The sequence below is a fragment of the Pseudolabrys taiwanensis genome (assembly GCF_003367395.1).
Classification (GTDB): domain Bacteria; phylum Pseudomonadota; class Alphaproteobacteria; order Rhizobiales; family Xanthobacteraceae; genus Pseudolabrys; species Pseudolabrys taiwanensis.
This window is the reverse complement of record NZ_CP031417.1, coordinates 3,918,032-3,937,444: the sequence shown is the minus strand read 5'-3', so window position 1 is coordinate 3,937,444 and position 19,413 is coordinate 3,918,032. Positions and strand designations below refer to the sequence as shown.

Sequence of the window (19,413 nt, the reverse complement as noted above, 5' to 3'; positions counted from 1 at the left end):
CTCCCCTCCCCCCGCGCGCTCTTGCGCGTGGTGGGGAGGGGTCGGGGGTGGGGGGCGCAATGCTCGCCGCTCGCCGTGGTTCGCCCCCCACCCCACCCGCCTTCGCTGACGCTTCGGCGGGCGACCCTCCCCACCGCTTCGCGGGGGGAGGGATGGGGGCCGTGCCATGACATCTTCCCGCACCATTCCGCCCGATGTGCGCCGCGTGCAGATCGAAGCGGCCGATCCGGACATCTCGGCCTTCGTCTCGGCCAACGCCGGCTCGGGCAAGACGCACGTGCTGGCGCAGCGCGTCATCAACCTGCTGCTGCGCGGCTGCGATCCGGCCAAGATCCTCTGCATCACCTTCACCAAGGCGGCGGCGGCCAACATGGCCAACCGCGTGTTCGACACGCTTGCCGAATGGACGACGCTCGACGATGCCGCGCTCGACAAGCGCATCGAGCAATCGACCGGCAAGAAGCCCGGCCCGAGCGAACGCGCGCGGGCGCGGCGGCTGTTCGCCTCGGCGCTGGAGACGCCGGGCGGGCTGAAGGTGCAGACCATCCACGCCTTCTGCACGCGGCTGCTGCATCAGTTTCCGTTCGAGGCCAATGTTGCCGCGCGCTTCACCGTGCTCGATGAAGCCTCGACCACGCAGTTGCTCGACCAGCTGACGCTCGACGTTCTGCAGGAGGCCGCCGCCGACCCGGGCAGTGCGCTCGGCAAGGCATTGGCCACCGCGATCGTCGTCGCCGCGGATCAGACCTTCAAGGACGTCATCACCGACGCCATCAGAGAGCGCGATGCGCTGGCCGCCTGGATCGGCAAAGCCGGCAGCGTGGCGGCGGCGATCGACGAGCTGTCGGCGAGCTTCGGGCTCGATCCCGCCGACACGCGCGAGAGCATCGAAGCCGAATTCTTCGACGCCTCGCATGTTCCGCCCGGCGACTGGCCCGGGCTGATCGACATGCTCGCCTTGGGTTCGGCCAACGACAAGAAACACATTGCCGCGCTTCAGGCGGCGCGCGTTGCCGTCGGCCGCGATCGCATCGAGCAATATCTGAAAGTGTTCTGCACGAGCGAGCTCGAGCCGCGCAAGAACATCATCACCAAGGCTTTGGCGAACGACTATCCGCACTGGCTCGAGCGGCTTCAGGCGGAACAGGGCCGCGTCTGCGCCCTGCTGGCGCGCGAACGGGCACTCGGCGCGCGCGACCGCACCAGCGCGCTCGTCACCATCGCGGCCGAGGTCATCAATCGCTACAGCAAAGAGAAGAACCGCCGCGCGCTGCTAGATTACGACGATCTCATCGACAAGACGCTGCCCTTGTTGTCCGACGGCGCGTCGGCGTGGGTGCACTACAAGCTCGATCTCGGCATCGACCACATGCTGATCGACGAGGCGCAGGACACGAGCCCGCAGCAATGGCAGATCATCCAACTGCTGGCGTCCGAATTCTCGCCGGGCGGTGCGCGCGACAACGTCAAGCGCACGGTGTTCGCCGTCGGCGACGAGAAGCAGTCGATCTTTTCTTTCCAGGGCGCGCGGCCGCGTGAGTTCGACGCCATGCGGCGGCTGTTCGAGCGTCAGTTCGACAACCCGGCGCAGGGCTGGCGCTATCTGCGCTTTCATCGTTCGTTCCGTTCCGGCCAGAGCGTGCTGGGCTCGGTCGACCAGGTGTTCAAGGCGCGCGAAGTCTACGCCAGCATCACCACCGACGAAGTCGGCATTCCCGAGCATCAGGCGTTGCCGGATGCCGCGCCGGGCTTCGTCGAGTTGTGGCCGCTGATCCAGGCCGCCGACCGGCGCGAGATCGAAGGCTGGGACGCGCCGTTCGACACCGAAAGCGAAGAGAGCCCGCGCGTGCGGCTCGCGCGCAAGATCGCCACCAATGTGAAGCGCTGGACGGCGCAAGGCCTCAAGGCCGGTGACGTGCTGATCCTGGTGCGGCAGCGCGGGCCTTTGTTCGAGGCGATCATCCGCGCGCTGAAGGAAGCGCGCGTGCCGGTCGCCGGCGCCGACCGGCTGGTGCTGACCGAGCATATCGCGGTGATGGATCTCCTGGCGCTCGCCGACTGCCTGCTGCTGCCGGACGACGATCTCGCGCTCGCGAGTGTGTTGAAGAGTCCGCTGTTCGGCTTATCGGAAGAGCAGCTGTTCGCGCTCGCCTGGAATCGCGACGGCGCGCTGCGCGCCGCCCTGCGCGACAATGCGGATTTCGCCGAGACCGAACGCGCGCTAGCGGACATGGCGCGCGCCGCCCGCCACAATACGCCGTTCGGCTTCTTTGCTTACGTGCTCGGCGCGCGCGGCGGCCGCAAACAATTCCTGGCGCGGCTCGGGCTCGAAGCGAACGACGCGCTCGATGAATTCCTCAATCTCGCGCTCGATTACGAGGCGCGCGATACGCCCTCGCTGCAAGGATTCGTCGACTGGCTGCGCAAGGCACAGAGCGAAGTGCGCCGCGACATGGAGATGGCGCGCGACGAAGTGCGGGTGATGACCGTGCACGGCGCCAAGGGCCTCGAGGCCAACACCGTCATACTCGCCGACACCACATCGGCGCCGACCGGGCCGCGCGATCCGCGCCTGCTGCATCTGCCCGGCGGCCCCGTGGTCTGGGGCACGGCGCGATCCGACGATGTCGGTGCGATGAGCGAGGCGCGCGAGCGCGTGCGCACCGACGCGCGCGACGAATATCGGCGCCTGTTGTACGTGGCGATGACGCGCGCGGCCGAGCGGCTGATCGTGTGCGGCACGCAAGGGCGCACCAAGATTCCCGATGGCTGCTGGTACAGCCTCGTCTGCGATGCGTTGGAATTGGACTGCACGACCGAGCCTGCGGACGATGGCGACGGCGAGGTGCTGCGCTATCGCAAAGGCGAGGCGCAGCCTGCTGCGGCCCAGCCGCGCGAAGAGATGCAGCAGCCGGGTCTGACATTGGTGCCGGCATGGCTGTCGCAGGCGGCGAAACCGGAGCCGGTCGCGGTCCGTACGGTGACACCGTCGACGGTGGAAGAGGCGGTTACGCGCAAGCCCGGCGCCACCGCCGATACGCTTGCGCTAGTGCGCGGGCGGCTGACGCACCGGCTGATGCAGGCGCTGCCAGACATCCCGGCTGCGCGCCGCGCGCCGGCCGCCGCGGATTATCTGGCGCGCGCCGGCACGGAGTTGCCCGCAGGCGAGCGCGATGCGCTCGCCGCGCAAGTGATGCGGGTGCTCGAGCATCCGCGTCTGGCGGCTTTGTACGGGCCGGAAAGCCGGGCCGAAGTTCCGATCGTCGGCCGGCTCGTTCTGAACGGCGAGACGATCCAGGTAAGCGGCCAGATCGATCGTCTTGCGATCACCGAAGACACGGTTTTTATTGGCGATTTCAAAACGAATCGGCCGCCCCCGACGCGAATCGACGAGGTGCCGCGGCCTTACATCACCCAGCTCGCGCTCTATCGCGCCGTGCTGATGAAGTTATACCCGGACAAGGCCGTGCGGGCCGCGCTGATCTGGACGGAAGTGCCTGATCTGATGGAGCTTTCCACGGAGACGCTGGAAGCCGCATTGGCGCAGGTCAAGCCCGCGTGAGGGCCGCTTGACGGTAGGGGGGGCGCTCCATAGGTTTCGACTCCAATTCCTAGACGCTTTATGCGCCGCGACACACAACACGAGGTATTCCCATGGCCGTCGGCAAAGTCTCAGATGCCACCTTCGAAGCTGACGTGCTGAAGTCGGCTGAGCCGGTCGTGGTCGACTTCTGGGCCGAATGGTGCGGCCCGTGCCGCATGATCGCTCCGGCGCTGGAAGAGATCGCCGGTGCGCTCGGCGACAAGGTCAAGATCGTCAAGCTCAACGTCGACGAGAATCCGAACACCGCCGCCAAGTACGGCATCATGTCGATCCCGACACTGATGATGTTCAAGAACGGCGAGATCGCATCGCGCCAGGTCGGCGCCGCGCCGAAGCAGAAGCTGCAGCAGTGGATTTCCGGCGGCGTCTGAGGGCGTTACCGCCAAAACTTTCGAAGCGGCCGGCCGAAAGCCGGCCGTTTTGCTTTTGCAGGGTGTCGCGCTTTTTCTTCACCTCCCCTGGAGGTGGGAGGGCGAAGTGCGCAGGCGTCAAACGCCGACATGCGAACGAATTCGGCCGACACTTTCTCAACCGAAGCCGTTGTCGCGCGTTAACGAGGGTCATGACCCGCGCGCTCCGCCAACCTTTCGCTCCGATGGAAGCCTTGTCCGTGGCCGAGATCCCGGCGGGCAAGCAATGGCAGTACGAGCCGAAATGGGACGGCTTTCGTTGCCTGGTGTTTCGCGACGGCGACAAAGTCGCGCTGCAATCGAAATCCGGCCAGCCGCTCACCCGCTATTTTCCCGAGATCGTTGCCGCGGCCGCCGCGCTGAAGGCCAAGCGCTTCGTGCTCGACGGTGAGATCGTGGTGCCGCAGGGGCGCGTCTTCTCCTTCGACGATCTGCTGCAGCGCATCCATCCGGCGGCGAGCCGCGTGCGGCGTCTGGCGGAAGAGACGCCGGCGCTGCTGATCGTGTTCGATCTGCTGCTCGACGCGGACGGCGATGTGTTGACGAAGGACGTGTTGCCGGATCGCCGGGCGCGGTTGGAAGACTTCGCCAAGAAGTACTTCCGCGGGCAACGGAGCATCCGGCTATCGCCGGCGACGACGAAGCTCGCCGACGCGCGGAAATGGCTCAAGCAGGTCGGCGGCACGCTCGACGGCATTATCGCCAAGCGGCGCGATGTGCCTTACGAGAGCGGCAACCGCCATGGCATGCAGAAGATCAAGAATTTCCGTTCGGCCGACTGCGTGGTCGGCGGCTTCCGCTACAACGAAGGCAAGAAGACCGTCGGCTCGCTGCTGCTCGGACTCTATGACGACAAGGGTTTGCTCAACCATGTCGGCTTCACGTCGTCGTTGAAAAACGAAGAGAAGAAGGCCCTCACCGACAGACTGGAGAAGCTGATCGCGCCGCCGGGTTTCACCGGCGACAAGCCCGGTGGCCCGAGCCGCTGGTCCACCAAGCGCTCGTCGCAATGGCAGCCTTTGAAGCCGAAGCTGGTGGTGGAGGTTTGCTACGATCACTTCAGCGGCGGCCGTTTCCGTCATGGCACGCGGCTCGTGCGCTGGCGGCCCGACAAGGCGCCGAAGCAATGCACCATGGATCAGGTGCTGCAGAAGAAGGCGGATCTGATGAAGTTGTTGAAGTGAGGTGTCCCTCCCCTGAAAGGGGAGGGTCCGGCGCGTTAGCGCCGGGGGTGGGGTCACATCACAATCAAATGCAGCCCCCACCCGGCTCGCTTCGCTCGCCACCCTCCCCCGCGAGCGGGGGAGGGATAAGAAGAACTACGACGGCAAGGTTCCATTCTCGCGCAGCACATCGCCGGCGAGATACAGCGAACCCGTGATCAAGATGCGCGGCGGCGGCTCGAGATCAAGCTTGCGCACGGCGTCCAACGCTTCGCTGAGATTGTCGCGGCTGGTGGCGGGCAGGCCGATATTGCGCGCGCAGTCGGCGACCGCCTCCGCGGTCAGCGGCTTGTCGGCGCCCGGGATCGGCACCGCGATCATGCGGCGCGCGAGCCCGGTGAAATTGCGCAGGAAGCCTTCGCAGTCCTTGGTCGCGAGCATGCCGACGATCAGCACCAGCGGCCGCGACACGCGCTCTTCGAGATCGGCGAGCGCCGCGGCGATGGCGCGGCCACCATCCGGATTGTGCCCGCCGTCGAGCCACAATTCGCTGCCCGGAGGCGCGAGGTCGACGAGCTTGCCCTGCGCGAGCCGCTGCATGCGCGCCGGCCAATCGGCTTTCACCAGCCCCGCCTCGTAAGCGGCCGCGGGAATCTTCAGCGACGGGATCGCGCGCAAAGTGGCGATCGCGAGGCCCGCGTTCTCGAATTGATGCCGGCCGTAAAGCTTCGGCGCCGGCAGATCGAGCAGGCCATTGTCGTCCTGATAAACGAGGCGGCCGCGTTCCTCGGTGGCGGTGAAATCCTCGCCGGAAATCTTGAGCGGCGCCTTGAGCCGCGCCGCCTGGCGCTCGATCACACGCAACACATCGCCATGCTGCGCGGCGATTATGGCCGGGACATTCCGCTTGAGGATGCCGGCCTTCTCGGCGGCGATCTTCTCCAGCGTGTCGCCGAGGAAGTCGACGTGGTCCATCGATATGCGCGTGATGACGGTGGCGAGCGGCGCGTCGATGACGTTGGTCGCATCGAGCCGGCCGCCGAGTCCGACTTCGAGCAGGAGCACGTCGGCCGGATGGCGCGAGAACAGCAGCAGGCCGGCGGCCGTCGTGATCTCGAACACGGTGATCGGCGCGTCCTTGTTGGCGCGCTCGCATTCCTCCATCGCCCCGGCGAGTTCGTCATTGGAGACGAGCGCGCCATTCAGCCGGAAGCGCTCGTTGAAGCGCGCCAGATGCGGCGAGGTGTAGACGTGCACGCGCTTGCCGGCGGCTTCCAGGATGGCGCGCAGGAAGGCGACGGTCGAGCCTTTGCCGTTGGTGCCGGCGACGTGGATCACCGGTGGCAGTTTCTTCTCGGGATGTCCAAGCGCGGCCAAAAGCTGCTGCAAGCGATCGAGCGAGAGATCGATGCGCTTGGGATGCAGCGCGGTCAGCCGCGCGAGGATGGAGTCGATGGGGGTCATCTAGATCTTTCTGTCATGCCCGCGAAAGCGGGCATCCAGTAAGCACAGGCGTCGCAATCATAGGACACCGGGAGTACTGGATCATCCGCTTTCGCGGATGATGACGTCCGTGTGCGATCACGCGTGCGCGGGGATCGGCAAAAGCTCCTGCGCCGGCGCGGCCGGCGCCTTGGTCATGAGGCGGCACAAGCGGGCCAGCGTCTCGCGGAGTTGGTGACGGTGCACGACCATGTCAACCATGCCATGCGCGGCGAGATATTCGGCGCGCTGGAAGCCTTCCGGCAGCTTCTCGCGGATGGTCTGCTCGATCACGCGCGGCCCGGCGAAGCCGATGAGCGCGCCCGGCTCCGCAATATGCACATCGCCGAGCATGGCGTAGGAGGCCGTGACGCCGCCGGTGGTCGGATTGGTGAGCACGACGATGTAGGGCTTCTTGGCCTCGCGCAGCATCTGCACGCCCACGGTGGTGCGCGGCAACTGCATCAGCGACAGGATGCCTTCCTGCATGCGCGCGCCGCCCGAAGCCGCGAACAGGATATACGGCGTCTGTCGGCGCACCGCGGTCTCGAAACCGGCGATGATCGCTTCGCCCGCGGCCATGCCGAGCGAGCCGCCCATGAAGTCGAAGTCCTGCACGCCGATGGTGACCGTCTGGCCTTCGAGTTTGCCGACGCCGACCTTCACCGCGTCCTGATAGCCGGTCTTGGTGCGGGCATCCTTGAGGCGATCGACGTAGCGGCGCTCGTCGCGGAATTTGAGCGGGTCGAGCTGCACATCCGGCAGCGGGATGTCCTCGAACTCGCCGCTGTCGAACATGCCCTTGAGCCGCGACGGCGCCGAGATGCGCATGTGGTAGTTCGACGCGGGAATGACGAACTGGTTGGCCTCGACGTCCTTGTAGAAGACGAGCTGGCCGGTCTCCGGGCACTTGATCCAGAGATTTTCGGGCGTCTCGCGGCGCAGGAAGCTGCGAATCTTCGGCCGGACGACGTTGGAGATCCAGTTCATCGGAATCCTTTAACTTTCAAAGGCTTGGCCGGCCGCAGCCCGGCCGTCACCCCCGCTATAGCGCGGAAACCGGCCCGTATATAGCCACCCCGGGCGGCGGAGTCATGACGCGGTTACGCTGTCCGGCAGAGTAGCCTAACCCCGTTATCCGGAGGTGGCCGGCGCAGCCGGCCCTCGAAGGATACGGCCCCGGAATCACCGTCCGTCGCCCTTCGAGGCTCGCTTCGCTCGCACCTCAGGGTGACGGCCTCACTTCTTGCGCGACCGGCGGCCGCCTTTGGCGGCGAGGCGCGAGATCTGCCGGGTCGAGGGCATACGCTTGTCGGTTTCCTGCTCGTGACGGGCGAGGTTCTCGATCACGGCCAGCAACACCGTGCGGGCGGCGGCGATGTCGGCGGTCTTCACGCCTTCGACGGCGATGCGGTTGACCTCCTCGGCCTGCGGCACCAGGCGCTCCTTTAGCGCGCGGCCGGTGGGCGTGAGGAAGACGTAGACCTTCTTGCGATCATTGCCGAGTTGACGCCGTTCGACATAGCCGAGCTTCTCCATCGTCTTGAGCGCGGAGAAGGTGGTGGGCTCCATCACGCCGGCCTGATCGCTCAACTCGCGTTGCGTCAGGCCGTCGCCTTCCCACAGGATGCGCAGGAACGACCAATGGCCGAACGACACGTCGTGCTCGGCCAGGCGCACGCTGAGCGCGCGCACGAGGGAGCGCGCGGCATCGCGCACCAAGTGCGCCAGGCGATCGTCCGGCACGGCCTCGCGCCAGTGGCGGAGGATGGTCTCCATGCCGGAAGTCGGCGGCGTACTCATGCGCGGTCCCGCGGCAAGCCGGTTTGATGCGACAGCGCGATGTCGGTGCCGTTGCGCGCCGAGCGCAACATGGCGAGACAAACTTCGAGGGTCGCCATCGCCCAGCGGCCGTCATGCAGCGGCGCGCGCTTGTTCACGACCGCCTCATAGAGCTCATCGATCACTTCGACGCGCGGTACCGGCGGCGGCGGCAGCTCGTCGAGCCGGCCGATGCCCTGCTGATACACCATCACGCCATCCGGCGTCGGACGCAGCTCGCCGCGCTCGCAGCTCACCAGCACGAGGCCGAAATGCTGATGATGCTGCGGCGGTGCGCTGGAGGCCGGCTGATAGCCGGAACCACCATAATTGCGGGCATTTTTCGCCGCCGCTTCGACATCGGGATCGTCGTAGCGCTGCAGCACGCGCGGCCCCTGTGCCTTCTTCTGTTGGCCCATCTCGCCGACCCAGCCTTGGAATTCGTCGGAATCGAAATGGCCGTAGCCGTCGTAGGTGAGCGAGGCGAAGACACCGTCTTCGAACGTCAACAAGGCTGAGAAGGCGCCTTCGGTCGGCCGCGTCGGATCCCATGCGCCGGTCTGCGCGCGCACGGCCTTGGCGCGGCCGCCGCCGAGCAGACGCACGACATCGACTTGGTGCGGTGCCTGAGAGAACAGCGCGCCTCCGCCCTTGGCCGTATCGAGCTCTTCCGGCCGGCGCGGCCGGTAAAGGAAGTCGGTGTAGTTGAGCGCGGTGATCATGCGCACGCGGCCGAACGCGCCGCTGTCGATCAGCTTGCGGCAATGCAGGATCGGCGCGTTGAACGAGTGGCTGTGGCCGACGATGAGATGAACGCCGGCCGCGCGCGCCGCTTCGATCATCTCTGTCGATTCGGCGAGCGAGATCGCAATCGGCTTCTCGACGAGAATGTGTTTGCCGTGTGCTGCCGCGCTCTTCACATGCGCGGCATGAAGCTGATGCGGCGTCGCGACGTAAACGACCTCGACATCCGGATCGGCGCAGAGCGCTTCAACATCCTCATAGCTGCGCGCCTCGAACTCGGCGGCGAAGCGCTCGCGCGCCTCGGGTCGGGGATCGGCCGCCGCGACCAGCTTGATGCGCCGGTCGCGGGCCAAGGTTGGCAACATCACCGTGAAGGCCCGGCCGAGACCTGCAACCCCCAGGCGCAATTGGCGTTTCTCGTTCACGCTTCAACCCCGCTCGACAAGGGCGTTTCCTTTCACTAGTCTTATTCTTAGATATCTAAGAATAAGCACGCGGCGACGGCTTTGGCCAGCCACGGCTCGCAAGGGAGAAATGCCGCCATGACTCCGGAAGAAAACGATTTGCTCTGCCGTGTCGAGGGGGATGCCCCGATGGGGCAGATCATGCGCCGCCATTGGGTGGCCGCCTGCCTGTCCGAGGAACTAACCGCCGACGGTAAGCCGATCCGCGCGCGGGTCCTCGGGGAGGACCTGGTGGTGTTCCGCGATTCGAAAGGCCGCGTCGGCGTGCTCGACGAGTACTGCTCGCACCGCCGCGCCTCGCTGGTCTACGGACGCAACGAAGAATGCGGCCTGCGCTGCCTCTATCACGGCTGGAAGTTCGACGTGGAAGGCAATGTTGTCGACATGGCTTCGGAGCCGGTCGACAAAGCCGACCCGTGCCGCGTGAAGCAGAAGTCCTATCCGGCGCGCGAAGCGGGCGGCTTCGTCTGGACCTATATGGGCCCACCGGAGGAAATGCCTGTGTTCGAGGCGCCGGCTTTTGCGCCGACGCCGGATGCGCGCGTGAGCGCCACCAAGGTGCGCGTGCGCTGCAATTGGGCGCAGATCCTGGAAGGGCAGATCGACTCGGCGCATTCGTCCAGCCTGCATTCGTCGGACATGGTGCCGGCGCAAGTCGATGGCGCCCAAGCCACCGATGTGAACTGGCTGCGGCCGTCCACCGACAAGGCGCCGCGTTTCCAGATCGAGCGCACCAGCTACGGCTTCCGCTATGCCGCGATCCGCCGCCCGATCATGAACGAGGCGACGCACGATTACATCCGCACCACGGTCTATGTCGCGCCCTTCACGGCGCTGATCCCGCCCAACAACGTGCACAACGTCGCGACGCTTCTCACGCCCGAGGACGACGAGACGACGATGTTCTACTTCATCGCCTGGAACGGCCCCGACAAGCCGGGCGTGCCGCCCGACGTCTGGCGCAAGTTCAACAGGCTGGAGTGGGGCGTCGACGTCGATCAGAACTTCGACAACCTGCGCAATCGCGCCAACGATTACGGCCAGGATCGCGTGCTGATGAAGGAGGGCAACTTCACCGGCATCGCCGGCATTCCCAATCAGGACATCGCGATGTGGGAATCCATGGGCAAGATCGGCAAGCGATCCTCCGAACGCATGGGCGCGAGCGACGTCGCCGTCGGCGCATTCCGCCGTCTGATGGTGGATGCCGCGCGCACGATGAAGGAAACCGGCAAAGCCATCGGCACGCAGGCGCCGCGCATCCCGCACGCGTCGATCAGCTCGTTCGAGGGCGTGGTGCCGAAGACAACGAATTGGCGTTCACTGGGAGGAGGAAGCGAAACGGCGCCGGCGCGCGCTCCGCAATCCGTTACGGCATAACGAGCGACGGATTGAGGCGCGCCTGCCGCATGCACGGCCTGCTGTCTCTCCCCTGTGGGGAGAGGGTGGGGGTGAGGGGCTTCTGAAGCTCGAACTTTGTAACCCCTCACCCGGCTCACTTCGTGAGCCGACCTCTCCTATGGGGGAGGTGAAGAGTGCATGTGGCGCCGCAAGACGACACATGCTTAACGATAAACAAAAAGCTCAACAGGGAGGAATAGAATGAATCAGAAGCGTTGGGCCGGCATGATCGCCGGCGTCGCGATGCTGGCTGCCATGCAGGCGGCATCGGCCGAGGACACGGTGAAGCTCGCCGTCGGTCAGCGCGGCAACTGGGACACGTCGGTATCTGAGATCGGTCAGCGCGCCGGTATCTTCAAGAAGCACGGTCTCGTGCTCGAGATGGTTTACACCAACGGCTCGGGCGAGACGCAGCAGGCGGTGATTTCCGGCAGTGTCGACCTCGGCATCGCCGGCGGCATCATGGGCGCGCTCAGCGCTTATGCGAAGGGGGCGCCGTTGCGCATCCTGAGTGCCGAGACCACCGGCGCCGGCGACCTCTATTGGTATGTGAAGGCGGATTCGCCGATCAAATCGATCAAGGACGTCGACGGTCACACGATCGCCTATTCGACACATGGCTCGTCGACCAACGGAGTCGTGCTGGCCTTCATCAAGCAGTACAAGCTCGATAAAGCCAAGCCGGTGGCGATGGGCGGTCCGGCGGCCAACATCACCGCGGTGATGTCGGGCCAGGTCGACGTCGGCTGGGCGGCGCCGCCGTTCGGGCTTGATCAGCTCGACAAGGGCGACATCCGCATGATTGCCACCGGCAATGATGCCGATGTGTTCAAGGGCCAGACCGTGCGCGTCAATCTTGTCAACGCCAATTACCTGAAGGAGCACCAGGACATCGTGAACCGTTACATGAAGGCGTACCGCGAGACGGTCGCGTTCATGTACAAGGATCCGAAGGCACTCGAGATTTATTCCGATTGGCTCAAGATCAGTGTCGCCAAGGCCAAGCGCACGCGCGACGACTTCTTCAAGCCGCCGGCGATCGAGCCGGACAAGATCGTCGGCCTCGATCAGATCGTGAAGGATGCGGTGGAACTGAAGTTCACCGCCGCGCCGCTCACCAAGGATCAACTCGCCGACTTGATCCGCATTCCGCCGCAGTAAAAGTAGTGAATGAAAGAAGTGGGCCCCGGGCTCGCTTCACCTCTCCCATAGGGAGAGGTCGACCGCCGAAGCTTTAGCGAAGGCGGGCGGGTGAGGGGTTACAATATTCGAGAGGCAGGAACCCCCTCACCCCAACCCTCTCCCCACAGGGGAGAGGGAGCCGGCCGTGCATGCGGCCATTCTGAATTCAAATCAGCAGCTACTCCGCCGCCGCCTTGGCGCCACGCACGCCTTGCGACAGATCGGCGACGAGGTCCGCGACCGCCTTGACCGTCAGCGGCGTGGCCTTGCCATCCTTGTCGAGGCTGGCGCGCAGCACATCGACCAGTGCCGAGCCGACCACGACGCCATCGGCGCCTTGCGCGATCATGCGCGCTTGTTCAGCCGTACGCACGCCGAAGCCGACCGCGACCGGCAGCGTGGTATGGCGCTTGATGCGCGTCACCGCGGCGGCGACCTTGGTCGCATCCGGCGCGGCCGAACCGGTGATGCCGGTGATCGACACGTAATAGACGAAGCCCGACGTGTTGTTCAGCACCGCCGGCAGGCGCTTGTCGTCGGTGGTCGGCGTCGCGAGGCGGATGAAATTGACCCCCGCTTTCAGAGCCGGGATGCAGAGCTCTTCGTCTTCTTCCGGCGGCAGGTCGACGACGATGAGGCCATCGACACCGGCGGCCTTGGCATCGACCAGGAAGCGATCGACGCCGTAGATGTAGATCGGATTGTAGTAGCCCATCAGCACGATCGGCGTGTCGTCGTCCTCGGTGCGAAAGTCGCGCACCATGGCGAGCGTCTTGCTCAGCGTCTGCCCGGCCGCGAGCGCGCGCACGCCGGCGGCTTGGATCGCCGGGCCGTCGGCCATCGGATCGGTGAACGGCATGCCGAGCTCGATCAGGTCGGCGCCGGCCTTCGGCAACGCCTTGATGACGGCGAGCGAGGTCGCCGTGTCCGGATCGCCGGACATGGTGAAGGTCACCAGCGCGGCGCGTCCTTCCGCCTTCAGCGCGGCGAAACGTTTTTCGATACGGGTGGTCATCAGTGGCTCCGCGTGTAGGCCGTCGCCCTGAGGTGCGAGGCCGCAAAGCGGCCGAGCCTCGAAGGGTGGTGGCCGTCGTCCCTCGAGGTGCGCAAGGGCGCACACCTCAGGACGACGGTGACAGGTGTGAGTTCGCTGCGCGAGCGACCTCTCCCCGACGGGGAGAGGTTTCCATGCGGCTTCGCCGTCATCAGCCTCTGGCCTCGAGCCAGGCTTCGACGCTGGCGAGGTCCTTGTCGCCGCGGCCGGAGAGATTGACCACCATCAGGTGATCCTGCGGTTTCGTCGGCGCGATCTCCAGCACCTTGGCGAGCGCATGCGCCGGCTCGAGCGCCGGGATGATGCCTTCGAGCCGGCTGCAAAGCTGGAACGCCGCGACGGCTTCAACGTCGGTCGCGGACAAAAATTGCACGCGACCCATGTCGTTGAGCCACGCGTGTTCGGGGCCGATGCCGGGATAATCGAGGCCGGCGGAGATGGAGTGCGCCTCCATGATCTGGCCGTCCGAGTCCATCAGCAGATAGGTGCGGTTGCCGTGCAGCACGCCAGGGCGGCCGCCGGCGATCGACGCCGCGTGCTGGCCCGACGGAATGCCGTGACCGGCCGCTTCGACGCCGTAGATCTCGATGCCGCGGTCGTCGAGGAAGGGATGGAACAGACCCATCGCGTTGGAGCCGCCGCCGATGCAGGCGACGAGCGAATCCGGCAGGCGCCCTTCGGCGGCCTGCATCTGCGTGCGCGTCTCGTTGCCGATGATGCACTGGAAGTCGCGCACCATCGCGGGATAAGGATGCGGGCCGGCGACGGTGCCGATGCAATAGAACGTGTCGGCGACATTGGTGACCCAGTCGCGCAGCGCTTCGTTCATCGCGTCCTTGAGCGTCTTCGAGCCCGAGGTGACCGCGCGCACTTCGGCGCCGAGCATCTTCATGCGCAGCACGTTCGGCTTCTGCCGTTCGACGTCGACCGCGCCCATATAGACGATGCAGGGCAGGCCGAATTTGGCGCAGAGCGTCGCGGTGGCGACGCCGTGCATGCCGGCGCCGGTTTCGGCAATGATGCGGGTCTTGCCCATGCGCTTGGCCAGCATGATCTGGCCGAGCACGTTGTTCACCTTGTGCGCGCCGGTGTGGTTCAGCTCTTCGCGCTTGAAGTAGATCTTGGCGCCGCCGCCCGAAAGGCCGGAGGCCGTCTTTCTTAAATGTTCGGTCAGGCGCTCCGCGAAATAAAGCGGGGAGGGCCGGCCGACGTAAGTCGCGAGATGACCGTCCATCTCCTTCTTGTAGGCGGGATCGGCCTTGGCCTCGTTATAGGCGCGCTCGAGATCGAGGATGAGCGGCATCAAGGTCTCGGCGACGAAGCGGCCGCCATAAATGCCGAAATGCCCGCGCTCGTCGGGTCCGGTGCGGAACGAGTTGATCTGCTGAACGCTCATACGCTTTTCAATCTCTCATTTGCTCGGGCTTCGTGCGGCCTGCGCGGCGCCCAGTTCGAGCGGTGGCGACGACAGCGCCGCATCGGCCGCGCGCGCGGCGCGGATAAAGGCGCGGATTTTGCCGACATCCTTGATGCCGGGCGAACGTTCGACGCCGGAGGATACATCGACGCCGGGCGCGCGCGTAACGCGCAGCGCTTCCGCCACGTTCTCGGCATCCAGTCCGCCCGACAGCATATAGGGAATCTTCAGGCCGAGTCCCTTGAGAAGCGTCCAGTCGAAGGTTTGGCCGAGGCCGCCCGGCCGGGTCGCCGTCTCCGGCGGCCGCGCGTCGAACAACAGGCGGTCGGCGACGGCGGCGTACTCGCGGATCGGCGACAGGTCGGCGCGCTCGCCGATCGGCAGCGCCTTCATCACGGGGATACCAAAGCGCGAGCGGATGACCGCGACGCGCTCGGGCGTTTCCTTGCCGTGAAGTTGCAGGATGTCGGGCTTGAGCGCCTCGACGATCATCGCCAGCGTTTCGTTGGTGGCGTTGACCGTCAGGGCCACCTTGGCCACGCGGCCCTTGACCCGCGCCGCCAGCGAGCGCGCGAGTTGCGGCCCGATATGACGCGGGCTCGGCGGGAAGAACACGAAGCCGACCATGTCGGCGCCCGATTCAAGCGACGCATCGAGCGCTTCGGGCGTGCTGAGACCGCAGATTTTGACCGTTAGTGCCATGCTGGCCGGGGTTCTAGCGTCTTATCCCGCCGCTCGCAAAGCGCGAATGGCGCCGTCTCAGGCCGCCGGCGGCGGGATCACCGGATAGCGGCTGGCGGCAGGCGCGGCGGTCTCGCGGCGGCGCAAGGCCTCGAGCTCCTGGTGCAGCGCGCGCACGTCGGCATCGAGCCGGTGAGCGACGCGCCGCCATTTGGCCTGCCGCAGCCAGGCGGCGGCGCCGCCGATGACGACGCCGAAGATGACCAGCACGAAAACCAGGATGAAGAGCGGCAGGGTGGCGGCGAATGCCGGGTTCGCGGACGAGAACGGATCGAAAGACACGGTCACGAACTGGCGGTTCGCGACCGCGAAGGCGATGAGGATCAACGCCAGCGGCACGACGATGATGGCAGTGACGATCTTACGGAACATGGGCGTTCTTGCCAGTCGCCGGCGCTAAGCCGAACGTGCGCGATGGATTGCGGCGCACTCTAAAGACGTTGACGGCCGGAACAAGGCCGGCCGCGGCATCAGCTCAAGGTGCTGCAGCTCGAGGTGCCGCGCCGCGCCGCCCGGGACACGCGCCCCGGCGTCACTCCGCCGCCGATTCGGCGGCGCCGTCGAGCTTGTTCAGCCGCTCGCGCATTTCCTTGCCGGTCTTGAAGAACGGAACCGACTTCTGTTCGACCGAGACATGGGCGCCGGTGCGCGGGTTCCGTCCGGTGCGGGCCGGGCGGTGCTTGACCGAGAACGCGCCGAAACCGCGCAGCTCGACGCGATCGCCGCGGGCCATGGCCGCCGTGATCTCGCCGAGGATGGCGTTGACGATATTCTCGACGTCGCGCTGATACAGGTGCGGGTTTTGCGCCGCGATCCGCTGCACGAGCTCTGACTTGATCATAGACACCGGCTTATCCCATCAGTTGGAAGTCGGAGGGTGCCAAAGCGCTAAGAGCCCGTCAAGATTGAGTCTTTCGACCGCCTCGCTGCCGCCCCATTGTTCGATGGCGCGCGCCACGGCATTCAGCCCCACGTTGTCGAGGCTCCAGGCCGCCAGATGCAGGAACGAGAAGTCGCTGAAGCGCGGCGTGAGCGCGTAGTCCCGTACCGGCGTCGAGACGGGAATGTTCTTGGCCTGCGCCAGCCAGGCGCGCGCCGCCTTCTCGTTGCCGAGCGCATCGACCAGCTTGAGGCCGACGGCCTGACGTCCGGTGAAGACGCGGCCGTCGGAGACGCTGGCGAGCTGGGCGTCGTCCATCTTGCGGCGGTCTTTCACCAGTCCTTTGAACCAGTCGTAGGAATCGCTGACGATCGCGGCGATGGCGGCGCGTGCTTCGGGGCTCGTCGGCTCGAAGCCGTTGGGCGCCGCCTTCAACGGCGAGGATTTGACCTCTTCCATCTTGATGCCGATCGTCTTCATGACGTCGGTGAAGTTCGGATACTGGAACAGCACGCCGATCGAGCCGACCAGCGAGGTGTCCTGGGCGATGATGTGCTCGGCCGACAGCGCGGCGATATAGGCGCCCGAGGCGGCGAGCCCGTCGACCACGACCACCATCGGCTTGCGGGCCTGCAGGTCGCGTAACGCGTCATAGAGTTGTTCGGAGCCCGCCGTCGTGCCGCCGGGGCTGTCGATGTGCACGATCACCGCGCGGGCGTTCGAGCGCGACAAGCGCGTCAGGGCTTCCACGCGCTCCTGGTTGTTGCGGATCAATCCCTGGATCTTGATGCGTGCGACGTAGTTCGGATTGGCGCCGATGCGCGTGGCCGGCAGCGCCAGCAGCGCGACGCCGACGATGGCGATGAGCGCGATCAGCACCGCGCCGACGCGCCAGAAGGTGAGCTTACGCCGCAGGCGGCGGCGATCGACGATGGCATCGGCATCGAGCGACATGGCGTGATCCTTTTCTAACCCGTCATTCCGGGGCGGCCCGAAGGGACGAACCCGGAATCCATACGCCGCGGCGCTGCGGCGTATGGATTCCGGGCCCGCTCGCCATGGCGCGTAAGCACGCTTATGGCTCGCGTCCCGGAATGACAGCAACCATAGCTTTCTCCGCCATTCTTGGCACGATCATGTCGCAATAAAAAACCCCCGGGGCATGGCCCCGGGGGTTCTTGGTTTCGAGCCGGTAACCGGCAAAGGCGGGATCAGTCTTCCGCCTTCTCGCTCTCGCGCTGCTTGAGCGCTGCGCCGAGAATGTCGCCCAGCGAGGCACCCGAATCGGCGGAGCCGTACTGCGCGAGGGCTTCCTTCTCCTCGGCCACTTCGAGGGCCTTCACGGAGACGGCGACCTTGTGCGTCTTGCGGTCGAACTGGGTGACGCGCGCGTCCACCTTCTGGCCGACGGCGAAGCGCTCGGGGCGCTGCTCGCTGCGGTCACGCGCAAGCTCGTTGCGCTTGATGAAGGCGGTGAGGTCGGTATCGACGATCTTCACCTCGATGCCACCCTCGTTGACGGCGGTGACTTCGCAGGTGACGACCGAGCCCTTCTTCATCTCGCCGGCCGCGCCGGTCGACATGACGTCGCCCGCGAGCTGCTTGATGCCGAGCGAAATGCGCTCCTTCTCGACGTCGACGTCGAGAACCTGCGCCTTCACCATGTCGCCCTTCTTGTAGTCGTCGATCACCTGCTCGCCCGGACGCTTCCAGTCCAGATCCGAGAGGTGGACCATGCCGTCGACGTCGCCGTCGAGGCCGAGGAACAGGCCGAACTCGGTCTTGTTCTTGACCTCGCCTTCGACCACCGAACCCGGCGGGTGCTTCTCGACGAAGAGCTCCCACGGATTACGCATGGTCTGCTTGAGGCCGAGCGAGATGCGGCGCTTGACCGGATCGACCTCGAGGATCTGCACTTCCACTTCCTGCGAGGTGGAGACGATCTTGCCCGGATGGACGTTCTTCTTCGTCCAGGACATCTCGGAGACGTGGATGAGGCCTTCGATGCCCGGCTCCAGCTCCACGAAGGCGCCGTAGTCGGTGATGTTGGTGACGCGGCCCTTGAACTTGGCGCCGACCGGATACTTGGCCTCGATGCCCTGCCACGGATCCTCGAGCAGCTGCTTCATGCCGAGCGAGATGCGGTGGGTCTCGTGGTTGATCTTGATGATCTTGACCTTCACCGTCTGACCGATGTTGAGCACTTCGGTCGGATGGTTGACGCGGCGCCACGCGATGTCGGTGACGTGCAGCAGGCCGTCGATGCCGCCGAGATCAACGAACGCACCGTAATCGGTGATGTTCTTGACCACGCCGTCGATGACCTGACCCTCTTCGAGGTTCTGCACCAACTCCTGACGCTGCTCGGCGCGGGTCTCTTCGAGAACCGTGCGGCGCGACACGACGATGTTGCCGCGGCGGCGATCCATCTTCAGGATCTGGAACTGCTGCGGCACGTTCATCAGCGGGGTGACGTCGCGGATCGGGCGGATGTCCACCTGCGAGCGCGGCAGGAAGGCCACGGCGCCGTCGAGGTCGACGGTGAAGCCGCCCTTGACCTGGTTGAAGATGATGCCCTGCACCTTCTGCTGATCGTTGAAGGCCTTCTCGAGCTTGCCCCAGCTTTCTTCGCGGCGCGCTTTGTCGCGCGACAGGACGGCTTCGCCGAGCGCGTTCTCGACGCGCTCCAGGTAAACCTCGACTTCGTCGCCGATCTTGATATCGGCCTGGCGGCCCGGGGCCGCGAATTCACGGAGCGCGACGCGCCCTTCGGTCTTGGCGCCGACGTCGATGACGGCGAGGTCCTTTTCGATGCCGACGACCTTGCCCTTAACAACAGTCCCTTCCTGGGGGCTGCCCTGGGTGAAGGACTCTTCGAGCATCGCGGCGAAATCTTCACGCGTCGCAGTAGCTGTAGCCATGTAGTCTCCTAAAAGCCGGCGCCGGCAGGTTTGAATGGCGTTCGACAATGCGGGCCGATGGCCTTGGCAACGCCAACGGCGGCCCCAGGAATCCCGGTGGGCCGGCGCAAAGTCCGTGCTGTCGAACGA

At 65.7% G+C, this 19,413-nt stretch carries 16 protein-coding genes; 5 read left to right on the top strand and 11 right to left on the bottom strand.

Annotated features, from left to right (window positions below):
* Positions 1–166 precede the first annotated feature (166 nt).
* The 3 genes from addA to DW352_RS18665 all read left to right on the top strand — a co-directional run bounded on the left by addA (position 167) and on the right by DW352_RS18665 (position 5,198).
* Positions 167–3,562: a double-strand break repair helicase AddA gene (gene addA / locus DW352_RS18675; protein ID WP_115692739.1), complete on the top strand. Its 3,396-nt coding sequence runs from the start codon at positions 167–169 to the stop codon at positions 3,560–3,562.
* Positions 3,563–3,654: 92 nt separating this feature from the next.
* Positions 3,655–3,975, top strand: a complete 321-nt coding sequence (trxA, locus tag DW352_RS18670) for a thioredoxin (protein ID WP_115692738.1) — start codon at positions 3,655–3,657, stop codon at positions 3,973–3,975.
* Between the two features lie 224 nt (positions 3,976–4,199).
* Positions 4,200–5,198 carry an ATP-dependent DNA ligase gene (locus DW352_RS18665; protein ID WP_245434494.1) on the top strand — a complete coding sequence of 333 codons (999 nt, stop codon included), beginning with the start codon at positions 4,200–4,202 and terminating at the stop codon, positions 5,196–5,198.
* A 135-nt stretch (positions 5,199–5,333) separates the two neighbouring features.
* Here DW352_RS18665 and DW352_RS18660 read toward each other — a convergent pair whose 3' ends face one another.
* The 4 genes from DW352_RS18660 to DW352_RS18645 all read right to left on the bottom strand — a co-directional run bounded on the left by DW352_RS18660 (position 5,334) and on the right by DW352_RS18645 (position 9,649).
* Positions 5,334–6,641: a bifunctional folylpolyglutamate synthase/dihydrofolate synthase gene (locus tag DW352_RS18660; RefSeq protein ID WP_115692736.1), complete on the bottom strand. Its 1,308-nt coding sequence runs from the start codon at positions 6,639–6,641 to the stop codon at positions 5,334–5,336.
* Between the two features lie 117 nt (positions 6,642–6,758).
* The gene (accD, locus tag DW352_RS18655) at positions 6,759–7,649 is read right to left on the bottom strand and encodes an acetyl-CoA carboxylase, carboxyltransferase subunit beta (protein WP_115692735.1); all 891 of its coding nucleotides are present in this window, start codon (positions 7,647–7,649) and stop codon (positions 6,759–6,761) included.
* A gap of 249 nt (positions 7,650–7,898) precedes the next feature.
* The gene (locus DW352_RS18650) at positions 7,899–8,462 is read right to left on the bottom strand and encodes a MarR family winged helix-turn-helix transcriptional regulator (RefSeq protein ID WP_115692734.1); all 564 of its coding nucleotides are present in this window, start codon (positions 8,460–8,462) and stop codon (positions 7,899–7,901) included.
* Positions 8,459–9,649, bottom strand: coding sequence for a Gfo/Idh/MocA family oxidoreductase (locus DW352_RS18645; RefSeq protein ID WP_115692733.1), 1,191 nt, complete (start codon positions 9,647–9,649; stop codon positions 8,459–8,461). The genes DW352_RS18650 and DW352_RS18645 overlap by 4 nt, the downstream gene beginning before the upstream one ends.
* Positions 9,650–9,766: 117 nt before the next feature.
* On the opposite strand from DW352_RS18645, the gene DW352_RS18640 reads away from it, so the two are divergent.
* Together DW352_RS18640 and DW352_RS18635 are read left to right on the top strand one after the other, a co-directional pair.
* A complete protein-coding gene (locus DW352_RS18640; RefSeq protein ID WP_115692732.1) occupies positions 9,767–11,068 on the top strand; it encodes a Rieske 2Fe-2S domain-containing protein in 1,302 nt (433 codons plus the stop codon).
* Positions 11,069–11,290: 222 nt separating this feature from the next.
* Positions 11,291–12,250, top strand: a complete 960-nt coding sequence (locus tag DW352_RS18635; protein WP_245434177.1) for an ABC transporter substrate-binding protein — start codon at positions 11,291–11,293, stop codon at positions 12,248–12,250.
* A gap of 199 nt (positions 12,251–12,449) precedes the next feature.
* Here the strand turns inward: DW352_RS18635 and trpA are convergent, their stop codons facing one another.
* From trpA to rpsA, 7 genes are all read right to left on the bottom strand, one after another.
* Entirely contained in the window at positions 12,450–13,286 is an 837-nt protein-coding gene (gene trpA / locus DW352_RS18630) for a tryptophan synthase subunit alpha (protein WP_115692731.1), read from the bottom strand.
* Positions 13,287–13,476: 190 nt separating this feature from the next.
* Positions 13,477–14,721 (bottom strand): tryptophan synthase subunit beta, encoded by a 1,245-nt coding sequence (gene trpB, locus DW352_RS18625; RefSeq protein WP_115692730.1) that lies wholly within the window; start codon positions 14,719–14,721, stop codon positions 13,477–13,479.
* 15 nt (positions 14,722–14,736) lie between these two features.
* Positions 14,737–15,444, bottom strand: a complete 708-nt coding sequence (locus DW352_RS18620; RefSeq protein ID WP_115692729.1) for a phosphoribosylanthranilate isomerase — start codon at positions 15,442–15,444, stop codon at positions 14,737–14,739.
* A gap of 57 nt (positions 15,445–15,501) precedes the next feature.
* Positions 15,502–15,855 carry a lipopolysaccharide assembly protein LapA domain-containing protein gene (locus DW352_RS18615; protein ID WP_115692728.1) on the bottom strand — a complete coding sequence of 118 codons (354 nt, stop codon included), beginning with the start codon at positions 15,853–15,855 and terminating at the stop codon, positions 15,502–15,504.
* A gap of 160 nt (positions 15,856–16,015) precedes the next feature.
* On the bottom strand, positions 16,016–16,324 hold the full coding sequence (locus DW352_RS18610; protein ID WP_115692727.1) for an integration host factor subunit beta: 309 nt from the start codon (positions 16,322–16,324) through the stop codon (positions 16,016–16,018).
* Positions 16,325–16,342: 18 nt separating this feature from the next.
* Positions 16,343–17,317, bottom strand: a complete 975-nt coding sequence (sppA, locus tag DW352_RS18605) for a signal peptide peptidase SppA (RefSeq protein ID WP_115692726.1) — start codon at positions 17,315–17,317, stop codon at positions 16,343–16,345.
* Between the two features lie 257 nt (positions 17,318–17,574).
* Entirely contained in the window at positions 17,575–19,284 is a 1,710-nt protein-coding gene (gene rpsA, locus DW352_RS18600) for a 30S ribosomal protein S1 (RefSeq protein ID WP_115692725.1), read from the bottom strand.
* Positions 19,285–19,413 lie beyond the last annotated feature (129 nt).

Bases quoted from the DNA above. Each gene is read 5' to 3' on its own strand.
- trxA (WP_115692738.1), top strand. From the start codon at position 3,655: ATGGCCGTCGGCAAAGTCTCAGATGCCACCTTCGAAGCTGACGTGCTG.
- trpA (WP_115692731.1), bottom strand. From the start codon at position 13,286: ATGACCACCCGTATCGAAAAACGTTTCGCCGCGCTGAAGGCGGAAGGA.
- DW352_RS18620 (WP_115692729.1), bottom strand. From the start codon at position 15,444: ATGGCACTAACGGTCAAAATCTGCGGTCTCAGCACGCCCGAAGCGCTC.
- DW352_RS18665 (WP_245434494.1), top strand. From the start codon at position 4,200: ATGGAAGCCTTGTCCGTGGCCGAGATCCCGGCGGGCAAGCAATGGCAG.
- DW352_RS18615 (WP_115692728.1), bottom strand. From the start codon at position 15,855: ATGTTCCGTAAGATCGTCACTGCCATCATCGTCGTGCCGCTGGCGTTG.
- accD (WP_115692735.1), bottom strand. From the start codon at position 7,649: ATGAACTGGATCTCCAACGTCGTCCGGCCGAAGATTCGCAGCTTCCTG.
- rpsA (WP_115692725.1), bottom strand. From the start codon at position 19,284: ATGGCTACAGCTACTGCGACGCGTGAAGATTTCGCCGCGATGCTCGAA.
- DW352_RS18640 (WP_115692732.1), top strand. From the start codon at position 9,767: ATGACTCCGGAAGAAAACGATTTGCTCTGCCGTGTCGAGGGGGATGCC.
- DW352_RS18650 (WP_115692734.1), bottom strand. From the start codon at position 8,462: ATGAGTACGCCGCCGACTTCCGGCATGGAGACCATCCTCCGCCACTGG.
- sppA (WP_115692726.1), bottom strand. From the start codon at position 17,317: ATGTCGCTCGATGCCGATGCCATCGTCGATCGCCGCCGCCTGCGGCGT.
- trpB (WP_115692730.1), bottom strand. From the start codon at position 14,721: ATGAGCGTTCAGCAGATCAACTCGTTCCGCACCGGACCCGACGAGCGC.
- DW352_RS18610 (WP_115692727.1), bottom strand. From the start codon at position 16,324: ATGATCAAGTCAGAGCTCGTGCAGCGGATCGCGGCGCAAAACCCGCAC.
- addA (WP_115692739.1), top strand. From the start codon at position 167: ATGACATCTTCCCGCACCATTCCGCCCGATGTGCGCCGCGTGCAGATC.
- DW352_RS18635 (WP_245434177.1), top strand. From the start codon at position 11,291: ATGAATCAGAAGCGTTGGGCCGGCATGATCGCCGGCGTCGCGATGCTG.
- DW352_RS18660 (WP_115692736.1), bottom strand. From the start codon at position 6,641: ATGACCCCCATCGACTCCATCCTCGCGCGGCTGACCGCGCTGCATCCC.